Origin of the sequence: Streptomyces zinciresistens K42 (genome assembly GCF_000225525.1) — a bacterium.
Classification (GTDB): domain Bacteria; phylum Actinomycetota; class Actinomycetes; order Streptomycetales; family Streptomycetaceae; genus Streptomyces; species Streptomyces zinciresistens.
Genome location: NZ_AGBF01000223.1, coordinates 1 through 9,679, shown reverse-complemented (window position 1 = coordinate 9,679; position 9,679 = coordinate 1). Strand labels below are relative to the sequence as shown.

The 9,679-nt window shown below is 72.5% G+C and carries 7 protein-coding genes and 1 pseudogene; 1 reads left to right on the top strand and 7 read right to left on the bottom strand.

Features of this window, described 5'->3' with window-relative positions:
• Positions 1-376: 376 nt before the first annotated feature.
• A complete protein-coding gene (locus SZN_RS32210) occupies positions 377-814 on the bottom strand; it encodes a type II toxin-antitoxin system PemK/MazF family toxin (protein ID WP_007503304.1) in 438 nt (145 codons plus the stop codon).
• A gap of 91 nt (positions 815-905) precedes the next feature.
• Between SZN_RS32210 and SZN_RS41095 the strand changes: the two are divergent.
• Positions 906-1,067, top strand: a pseudogene (locus tag SZN_RS41095) (IS701 family transposase); the annotation flags it as partial.
• Between the two features lie 57 nt (positions 1,068-1,124).
• On the opposite strand, the gene SZN_RS32200 reads toward SZN_RS41095, so the two are convergent.
• From SZN_RS32200 to SZN_RS32175, 6 genes are all read right to left on the bottom strand, one after another.
• The gene (locus SZN_RS32200) at positions 1,125-2,516 is read right to left on the bottom strand and encodes a DUF6177 family protein (RefSeq protein ID WP_007503302.1); all 1,392 of its coding nucleotides are present in this window, start codon (positions 2,514-2,516) and stop codon (positions 1,125-1,127) included.
• Positions 2,513-6,505 carry a type VII secretion protein EccC gene (locus SZN_RS32195; protein ID WP_007503300.1) on the bottom strand — a complete coding sequence of 1,331 codons (3,993 nt, stop codon included), beginning with the start codon at positions 6,503-6,505 and terminating at the stop codon, positions 2,513-2,515. The genes SZN_RS32200 and SZN_RS32195 overlap by 4 nt, the downstream gene beginning before the upstream one ends.
• The gene (locus SZN_RS32190) at positions 6,502-7,638 is read right to left on the bottom strand and encodes a CpaE/TadZ family protein (RefSeq protein WP_007503299.1); all 1,137 of its coding nucleotides are present in this window, start codon (positions 7,636-7,638) and stop codon (positions 6,502-6,504) included. The genes SZN_RS32195 and SZN_RS32190 overlap by 4 nt, the downstream gene beginning before the upstream one ends.
• 10 nt (positions 7,639-7,648) lie before the next feature.
• On the bottom strand, positions 7,649-9,031 hold the full coding sequence (eccD, locus tag SZN_RS32185; protein WP_007503298.1) for a type VII secretion integral membrane protein EccD: 1,383 nt from the start codon (positions 9,029-9,031) through the stop codon (positions 7,649-7,651).
• A 13-nt stretch (positions 9,032-9,044) separates the two neighbouring features.
• Positions 9,045-9,344, bottom strand: coding sequence for a hypothetical protein (locus SZN_RS39365; protein ID WP_007503297.1), 300 nt, complete (start codon positions 9,342-9,344; stop codon positions 9,045-9,047).
• A gap of 34 nt (positions 9,345-9,378) precedes the next feature.
• On the bottom strand, positions 9,379-9,679 hold a 301-nt coding region (locus tag SZN_RS32175; protein ID WP_007503296.1), incomplete at its 5' end, for an immunity 49 family protein.

Below are 9,679 nucleotides of genomic sequence, written 5' to 3'. Positions count from 1 at the left end.
CGCCATGGCCTCGGCCGCGTTGTCCGTGCGGAAGCCATGGCGAGGAATGCGCGTGAGCACGTGTGTTCCTCTTACTAGATCTTCAAGTGTTCCAGCATGGCACCAGCGTTGGAGGAGCCTGGGTTGTTGTCGGCCTGACCAGGGCGTCTACGAGCCCGACCTTTGCGAGGGTCTCGCCGGTCGTTGCCGGTCGGCCGCCAACGTCCCTGATTCCGCGGCCTGTTCCGAAGAGAGGTTCAGCAGTACCCAACGAGTCAAAGAGCTTCAGGTGACACGAACCGGATCGCGAGACACCGGTACTCCAGCCGCAGATCGTGATCTTGCTGGTGTGGGAAGCCGCGGAGATGGCCGGCGTCGATCATCTGGACGAGATCGCTCACACCATCGGCGGCGTCCGTCTCTTGCCCGCTTGCTCCGGTCCACCGAGGTGGAGGGCATCCTTCATCTCGCTGAGCTTCGCGGCTGCCGTCGCGGTCCACTCCTTCGGTTGCTCGGCAACACGGAGGGCGTCCTCGATCTCGCTGAGCTTCACGGAGGACAGCACGCCTGCCCGCTCGACCAGGTCGTCCCGGGACACGGTGGTCAGCCAGGTGCACGGGGTGAAGCCTGGACGCGGGAACGCGAACCGCAGCACGCCTTCGAAGGGCAGTCCTTCCGTGCCGCCCACGGCCACTTCGATGCCCAGATCGCTGATGTCGACGCCCGTCGGAGCGACCACCTGCATCGCCCGGAGCCCGGACGCCTCGTCTCCCGACAGCAGCACGACCGGCCGTCGCTCATCGAATTCGACCCACCAGACTTCGCCGTGTCGCATATGTCCTCCTGGCGCGATCTGCGGTGAGGGTGCTGTGAAAACGGGTGGGGCCACCGTTGATCATCAAGGTGTGAAGACTGAAGATCATGCGGTGGCCGCAGGTCACAGCGTAGGCCGTGCCCGGTGGCAGGAGTCATTCGAGGGCCTGATGCAGCGGATCGCGGGCCGCTTCGCGCGGGTTGAACCCCGGCGCCGGATCCGAGGCTTGGTGCCGGGGCTGGTGTCGGACCTGCCGCGCAAGAACTGCTGGACCTGACGTTCTTCTGCGCGGCATCGCCGGCAGACGTCTGAAGTCGCTTGGTCGGAGCGGTCATGCCTGCTGCTTGAGGTGTTGGGTGAGGTGCTGGAACGTGATCCAGGCTTCGGCGTTCGAACCGTCGCCGAGACGGTAGTGGAACGCCGATCCGAGCCGCACGGGAATGGGCCTCCGGGCCGGGCGCTCGACGCGAGCGGTGCCGATGCGCCTGGCTTCGTCGTGTCCCAGTGTGAACGCGACGGGGAACGGTGGTAGTTCGAAGCGTGCGGGGACGGTGAGGTCGCGGCGGGCGGTACGGAGGGCCGTGAGCAGGGTGACGAGGCCGTGCTCGGCGTCGAGCTCGGCCGCGAGAGCCTCGATGGCGTGCAGGGGCGGTGTTTCGTTCCGGCCGTGGCCGAGCGCGAGGGTGATGTCCTCTTCGACGCCGGCCGTCGTGCGGAGGACGCGCATGGTGGCGAGGGCGGGGCGATCAGGGTGGCCGATGGCGATCAGCCAGGTGGGGCGGGGTGCCCGGGAGCGGGCCAGGTCGGTCAACTGGCGTGTGGACCAGGGGAGGTTGACCGGTTCGGCGGTGCTCCATCCTGCGGGTGGGGAACCGGTGAGGTGCCGGAAGGCGGTCTCCAGGGCGTGGCCGAGGACGAGGTCCGCGTCCGCGGGGTGCCGGGTGCGCAGAGTGAGGAGAAGCTGGCGTTCACCGGTCTCGGTGGCTGTCTTGAACGCCTCGGCCGTCGAGGCGGCGCCCTCCTCGTCGCGTACGGGCGTGAAGGTGCCGTTCTTCCAGTGGAGTACGGCGCCGGAGAGGCCGTCGTAGTAGCCGTGCTGGGGGTCCTGGACGACCCAGCGGTTGGGCAGGCCGTGCAGGGCGGTGCGCGTGGGCAGGGTGAGGCGTGCCGTCGGCGGCGTGACGATCTGGAGGGCGCGGTCGGCGGCGGTCGCGGTGCGCAGGGCGTCGGAGAGCCAGCTGGTCATGGCGACCACGGGGCGGTCCTGGATGACCACGGCTGTCGAGTCGGTGAGGACGTCCACGGCGGGGGTCGAGGTGGCGGGCACCGGGATCGCCGAGACGTTGGTGGTGAGGGGGACGACGTCCGTGGTGGCGGCCTCCGGGGGCCAGACCGTGCCCCCGAGGACGGTGGCCAGGCGCCCGGCGAAGGAGCCGGCGAGACGTCCGGCCTCGGCGACGGCGGAGGAGGCGCGGGCCTCGGTCCACCACATTGGGCCTTCCCCGACCGGGTGATCGAGCAGTCGGGCCGTCTCGCCGGGGACCTGGACGAGGAGGGGCGCTTCCACCGAGACCAGGGGGCGGCCGTCGGGGGCACAGAGCTGGACGACCGCGCCGTCGGCTGTCGTGTGCACGCCGAGGTCGGGGCCGCCGGCGTAGAGGCCCGCGAGCAGGGTGGGCAGGTCCGGCATCTTCGGGGTGAGGGCGATGACGTCCTTCGTCACTCTGCGTCAGCCTCTTCGGTGGCTTCTTCGGCGAGGGCGGTCTGGATCAGCTGGTGGGGGCGTCCGCGGCGGACGAGGGTGCCGCGGCCGGGTGGCTGCGGGGAGGCGTACAGGCCGGGGAACAGCTGGCCCTCGGCGCGCTCGCCGGTCATGACGAGTGCGGTGGCGCCGGTTTCGCGCAGTGCGGTCAGCAGGGGTTCGTACAGGGCGCGGGAGGCGCCGGCGGTGCGGCGGGCGAGGACGAAGTGCAGGCCGATGTCCTGGGCCGAGGAAAGGTAGGGCAGGAAGGGGGCGAGCGGCTGTTGGCTGGCGGCGGCGAGGATGTCGTAGTCGTCGACGAGGATGACGATCCGCGGCCCGGTGAAGGCGGGTCCGGCGGTGACCGGCGCGTCGGGGTCCGCTGTTTCCGGCAGGCGCTTGGCCAGTTCGGTGGCGATGCCGGTGGACAGGGCGGCGGCGAGTTTGGCGTTGTGGGCGTAGCCGCCGCGGTACGGCTCGGGGATCGTGCCGCGCAGGCCGCGGCGGGGGTCGAAGACGCCGAAGACGATTTCCTCGTCCCCGTACCGCTCGACCAGCCGGGTGGCGATCAGCTTGAGCAGGTTGGTCTTGCCGCATTCGTTGTCGCCGAGGATCAGCAGGTGCTGGTCGGTGCCGAACAGGTCGAGGAGGGCCGGGGCGAGGGCGTCCTGGTCGACGCCGAGCGGGATCTTCCCCGGTTCGGAGGCCGGGGCGGGCAACTTGGCGGCGGGCAGCCGGGTGGGCAGAACCCGTACAGCCGGGGCGAGTTCGCCGTGCCAGGCGGCGCGGATGGTACGGGCCGCGCGTTCCAGAGCCGGGCCCAGGTCGCCGGTGGCGGGCCGGCTGTCCGTACGGGGCAGGGCGACGTGCGCGAACAGCTTGCCGTCGGTCAGCGCCCGGCCGGGAGTGTCGGCCGTGAGGGTCTCGGAGAGCTTGCGGTCGATGGAGGAGTCGGCCGGGTCGTTCAGGCGCAGCTCGACGCGGGTGCCGAACATGGACTGGGTGGCGATGCGCACGTCGTTCCAGCGCAGCATGCCAGCGACCACGTGGATGCCGTAACCGCCGCCGCGTCTGAGCAGGTCGGCCACCGCGTCGTCGAGGTCGGCGAACTCGTCGCGCAGGGCGCCGAAGCCGTCGACGAGCAGTACGACGTCGGTGGCGGCCAGCTCGGGCAGCCGGCCGTCGGCCCGTAGTCGGCGGAGTTGGCCGACGGAGTCGATGCCGTGCTCGCGGAACAGTTCCTCGCGCCGGCTGAGCATGGTGCGCACCTCGGCGACGGTGCGGGCGGCTCGTTCGTGGTCGGCACGGCCCGCGACGCCGCCCACATGGGGCAGGTCGGCGAGGGCGGACAGGCCGCCGCCGGCCAGGTCGAGGCCGTAGACGGCGGCGTCGTAGGGGGTGTGGGTGAGCGCCAGCGAGAGGACGAGGGTGCGCAGGAGAGTCGTCTTGCCGGACTGCGGGCCGCCGATGACGGCCGTATGGCCGCCGGCGACGGTCAGGTCCAGGAGCCACGGCCGCTGCCACTGGCGGGCCGGGTCGTCGACGGTGCCCAGCGGCACCTGCATCGGCTCCCCGCCGTGCGCCAGGCGCAGGCCGTCCGGGCCGGCCCTCAGCGGGCCCGCTGCGGCGTCCAGGGTGGTGGCGTCCGGCAGCGGAGGCAGCCAGATCCGGCGTACCGGCGGTGCGGCAGCGGCGAGTTGGCCGACCATGACGGACAGCACGCTCGGCCCGGTCTCGCGCTTCGTGGCGACGGGCTCCGCCACCTCCTCGGTCTCGTGCGGGGTGCTGTACGTCGGATACGGCCGCGCGCGGAGGGTGTCGCCGCCCTCCTCGCGCAGCGCGGGCCCGTGGTGGGCGCCGGAGACGTACCCGGCCTTGAACCGCTCGTAGGTGGAGGTGTCGACCTTCAGGTAGCCGAACCCGGGCAGCGGGGGCAGGTGGAAGGCGTCGGTGGTGTCCAGGACGGTGCGGGACTCGTCGGCGGAGAAGGTGCGCAGGCCGAGGCGGTAGGAGAGGTAGGTGTCCAGGCCCCGGAGCTTGCCGCCCTCGATGCGCTGGCTGGAGAGCAGCAGGTGGACGCCGATGGAGCGGCCGATGCGGCCGATCGACAGGAACAGGTCGATGAAGTCCGGTTTGGCGGTGATGAGTTCGCCGAACTCGTCGATGACGACGAACAGATGGGGGAGGGGCTCCAGGTCGGGGCGTTCGGTGGCGCGCAGCATCGCGTAGTGACCGATGTCGGCGACGTTCCCGGCGTCCTTGAGGACCTGCTGGCGGCGTTTGACCTCGCCGGCCAGGCTGGAGTGGACGCGTTCGACGAGCCCGGCCTGGTTCTCCAGGTTGGTGATCACCCCGGCGACGTGCGGGAGTTCGGCGAACGGGGCGAAGGTGGCGCCGCCCTTGTAGTCGACCAGGACCAGCGCCAGGTCCTCGGGGGAGTGGGTGGCCGCGAGCGCGAGCACGAGGGTGCGCAGCAGCTCGCTCTTGCCGGAGCCGGTGGCGCCCACGCACAGGCCGTGCGGGCCCATGCCGAGCTGGGAGGACTCCTTCAGGTCCAGCAGCACCGGCTCGTGCCGGTCGGTCAGGCCGATGGGGACGCGCAGGAAGTCCCGCTCGCCGCGCGGTGCCCACAGGCGGTCGAGGTCGAGGCGGGCCGGGTCGTCGATGCCGAGCAGGGCGGGGAAGTCGACCGGGCCGGAGACCGGCGTTCCCTCGGCCGCGGACTCGGCCGACAGGCGCAGCGGGGCCAGCATGCGGGCGATGCCCTCGGCACCGGGGACGGTCACCGCGTCGCAGATGCCGCGGGCGGCCGGGACCCCGGGCGTGCGCAGGTCCTCCACGGCGACCCGGTCACCGTCGACGGTGATACGCACACTGACCTGGTCGGGCTCGTGCACCTGCCGCTCCAGCAGATGCAGCACGGTGACGCCCATCTCCGGCAGCCCGATCGCCGAGTCGGGGCGCGGGAGTTCGGCCGCGTTACCACCGTGGGTGTCGCTGATCACGAGCATGCGGGACGTCAGCCGCAGCGCGTCCGCGCCCCGGCCCGACAGGCCACGGCGTACCTCGGCCGCGTTCGATGCGCGCTGCCGCAGGTCGGGCGTGCACAGCCGGGCCAACTCCGCGAGGCGGGGGGCGATGCGGCGGGTCGCGACCGGGCCGTCGTACGTCCGTGTGTCGAGGATGTGGGGCAGCCATTTGGCCCACGCCCACGCGGCCTCGTCGGCCGAGGCGAGGGCGAGGGCGACATCGTCCGGTGCGTGGGCGACCGCTGCCTGGACCAGGAGCGCACGGGCGACCCGGAGGACTCCTTCCCGGTCGCCGACGATGCTGACGTTCCCGGCCCGGTCCAGGGGCACGGTGAGCGGGAACTCGGTGGTCGTGCCGAAGCGGTGTTGCAGGGCGCGGGCCTCGTTGAGCATGAACGGGTCCGGCGGGGTGAGCACCCCGCCGGTGTTCTGGTCGACGGCCAGTCCTTGTGCCGGTACGTCGCCGGTGCCCGCCCGCACCCGCAGGAAGTCGGCGTCCGCCCGGCGCCGCTCCCACAGCCGCGCCGGGTCGCGCACGAGGTCGTACAGTGCCTCGGGCGGCGGGTCGAGCAGCCGGGACCGCTCCCGCCGCTCCCGCTCCGCCGCGCCCAACTCCTCGCGCAGCTCCTCCAGATACTCAAGGTAGCGTTCGCGCTGGGTACGCCGGGTGCGCTGCGCCTTGCCGCGCTGCGACAGGAACAGTGCCACCGCCCCGAACAGGGCGACGACCAGGACGATCGCGCCGACCGCGGCGAACCGGCTGTTGCGCACGACGGTCATCAGCACCACGGAGCTCAGGACACCGGCCACCGGCAGCAGTGCCGTTGCCGCGTTGCCGATCCTGCCCTCGGGCAGGTTCGGCGGCGCCTCGACGGTGCGGGGCTCGGGGGCGGCGAGCGGGCGGGTGGAGCGTGCGGGCCGGTGGATGATCTGCCGGGTCACCGGCCGCGCACCGCCCGCCGTATCGCCTCGGCCGCCAGGCGGACGGCCGCGTCGCGGGTGGCTCGGCCCAGCATGGCGGTGTGGATGGGGCCTCCTTGGGCGAGATGGCGGTCGTAGGGCAGCGGGATCACAGGGACGCCGGGCTCGCGCAGGTGTGCGACCCCCGCCTTCACATCCAGCGTGGTGTCGGGTGAGGCGGCGCTGAGGGCGACGACGGTGGTGTCCAGGGCGGAGTGCGGCAACCGGCCGAGCCAGTCCAGGACCTGCCGGGTGCCGTGCACGCCCTCGGCGGTCATCGGCGCGACCACCACCCGGGTGTGGGCGGTGTCCATCGCCGCACGCGCCACCTCACCGGGCAGGGTCTCGCAGTCCACCACCGTCACCGCGAAATAGCGGCGCAGGGCCGTCGTCACCGTCAGGTAGGTGCGCACGTCCAGCGGGGCGCCGACCCGACCCTGGCCCGCGGGCAGCAGCCAGCCGCCGTCGGCCACCGGCACCAGGTAGCCGGTGACATCGGTCAGCCGCAGGGCAGGGGTCAGGATCCGGGCCAGGTCGGCGCAGCACCAGCGCACCGTGTCCGCGCCCAGCCGCACCGGGAGCGTCCCGAGGGCCGCGTCGGCCTCCAGGGCGAGCACCGGGTCGTGCCGGTAGTGGTTGAAGGTACGGGCCAGCAGCGCGGACACCGTCGACTTGCCGACGCCACCGCGGATCGAGGTCACCGCGATCACCCGGCCGGTCGTCACCGGCTGCTGCAACTCCTGGGCAGCCCGGGTCTGTTCGGCGACCTCCTGCCCGGCGGAGGCGGTGAGCTGCCGCAGCGTGCGTCCGGTGCGACGAGCGACCGAGTCACCGTGCTGGGGGCGCCCCAGGGCAATGGCGAGACGGGGGTCGACGGTGGGGAGCGACTCGGGGGTCCGGGCAGACGCCTGAGGGTCGTGCACCTGGCGGGGGGCGGGAGGGGCGGCGGGGGGCGGGTCGGGAACCGCTGCGGGGCCCGTCTCCGGCTGTGCGGGGGAGGCGGGGACGCCGTCGGGTCCGGCGGGAGGAGAGGAGGTCGGGGCGCCGCCGGAGCCGTCGCCGGCCAGTTTCCGCAGCAGGTCGTGCTGCCAGTCTCCTCCCGCGGTCATGCCCATCTCCGTGTCCTCACGCGAAGGTGCCGAGCAGCCGCCCGTACACCCCGAACACGCCGATGGCCAGCGGCAGCATGGCAATCACGGCGGCCGACTCCAGGGCGTCGCCGATGCGCCGCAGCCGCACGCGCACGTGTTCGGCGGGCTCCACGCCCAGCACCACGAGGGGGACGGCCGTGATCAGGGCCAGTACGACGACCGGACCGACCGCGCCGGTGTGCTCCAGCCACAGCACGGCGAGCCGCACCGCGACGACGCTCGCGGCCACCAGCAGCACCACGACCTCGGCGACGAGCGGAAACGCACGCGCCCGCAGTCCGAGCGCCACCACGACCACGACAGCGAGCAGCACCGTCCACACCGACACCGAGCGCAGCACCATGATCCCGGCGGCTGCCGCGCAGGAGGCCAGCACGACGGTCGCGATCGCCAGCCCGCGATGGGTGGCCGTGAGCGCGGTGGCCACCTGGTACCGGCTCACCGACGCTCCCCCCGTACGGCGGTCGTCCAGTCCGCTCAGCCCCGACGCCATCAGCGCCAGGCGCGGCAGTACGCCCAGGGCGACGACGCAGCCGACAGCGAGCAGGGCGCCGGCCCGGACCTGCCCGGCCGTGCTCCCGGCGCCGCCCTGGAGAGCGATGGCCGCTTCCCACAGCACCAGGCACCCGACGACCGCCCCGGCCCCGATCAGCGCCCCGCGCCCCAGCGGGGTGAACCACCCGGCGAGCGACAACGCGACCGCCAGCGGCACGGCGAGACCCGCGAGCCGCAGCGCGCCGGACCAGTCGTAGGCGTCGGCGCAGGTCCAGGCACCGAGCACAGCCAGAGCACCGGAGGTGACGATCAACGTGGTGGCGAGCCCTTGCCGCCGGGTGCGCCCGCACAGCACCCCGGCGAGCGCACCCGCGCCCGCCACAGCAAGGAGCCCGGTACCGACCGCCGACAGTTCGAACTCCCGGCGTGCCACGATGCCGGTGACGATCGCCCAGCACAGGGTGGCGAGCCCGGCGACAACCCTGCGCACCACAGGACGCCACCGCCACGCCCGTACGTCCAGATCGTCGGCGACCTCGTCGCTCACGTCGTGCACGACAGGAGCGGACGGCGCGTCCTGCGCGCGCACGAGCCGCAACACGGCTCCGTCGGGCACGGCCGCCGACTCCAGCGAAGCGTCGGGCGCCAGCGCGGAGCCGTCCGCGGTGACCAGGTGCCGCAACTCGGGGCGCGCGCCCACACGGTCGTCCAGCAACCGCATGATCTCCGGCAGAAGAACCCCGACCGGCTCCAGCGAGGGCAGTACGAGGTCGACCCGGCGCCGCTCGCCGACCAGGGTGACCCGGCTGAGCGCCGTACGCCGACCGGTCGCTGAACGGCTCGAAGTCCCCGTGGGTATCACGCGTTCGAACCTATCACCGGGCGGAAGAGGTCAAAGGGGGCGAGGGCGAAGGCGACAGCGGTCCGGACGGTGGGGGCGACGGCACCGAAGTCCCGTACGGGTTCTGCCCGATGACCCGCTGCGACACGAACGACCACCCCACGCACGCCGCGCACACCACCGCCGCGATCACCACGCCGGCGATCAGCTTCCCCAGCCTCTCGTCGGAGGAACGCCGCCGGCGCTGGGCACCGAACAGCACGGCGTCGCGGAGACGGCGGCGGCGGACGGAGACCGACTCGAGGAGTTGACTGTCGTAGTCCTGAGCTGTCACGGTCTTCGGCCGCCTGTCTCGCGGAGAACGTGGATCACGTCTCGAACTCGCCGACCCAGGCGCGCTGCAGAAGCGCCTTGGGCAGGTACTCGGACTCGACCTCGATCGGCATACCCGCGTCATAAGCCATGCAGGCGAGGGCGAGTGGACCGAGGGCGACCAGACCTTCGCCACTCAGGGAACGTGCGTCGTCGGCGGTCCAATACTCTTTGTGCCGGGTGATGGCGTCGACCAGTGCCGCATTGAACTGTTCGGCTTCTTGCCGCTGGTAGCGGTGGAAGAGTTCAAGGGGCGGATACAGGATCTTCAGCATCAGCTCCTTGCCGGCGACCTGC

Bases quoted from the DNA above. Each gene is read 5' to 3' on its own strand.
- SZN_RS32210 (WP_007503304.1), bottom strand. From the start codon at position 814: ATGCGACACGGCGAAGTCTGGTGGGTCGAATTCGATGAGCGACGGCCG.
- SZN_RS32190 (WP_007503299.1), bottom strand. From the start codon at position 7,638: ATGGGCATGACCGCGGGAGGAGACTGGCAGCACGACCTGCTGCGGAAA.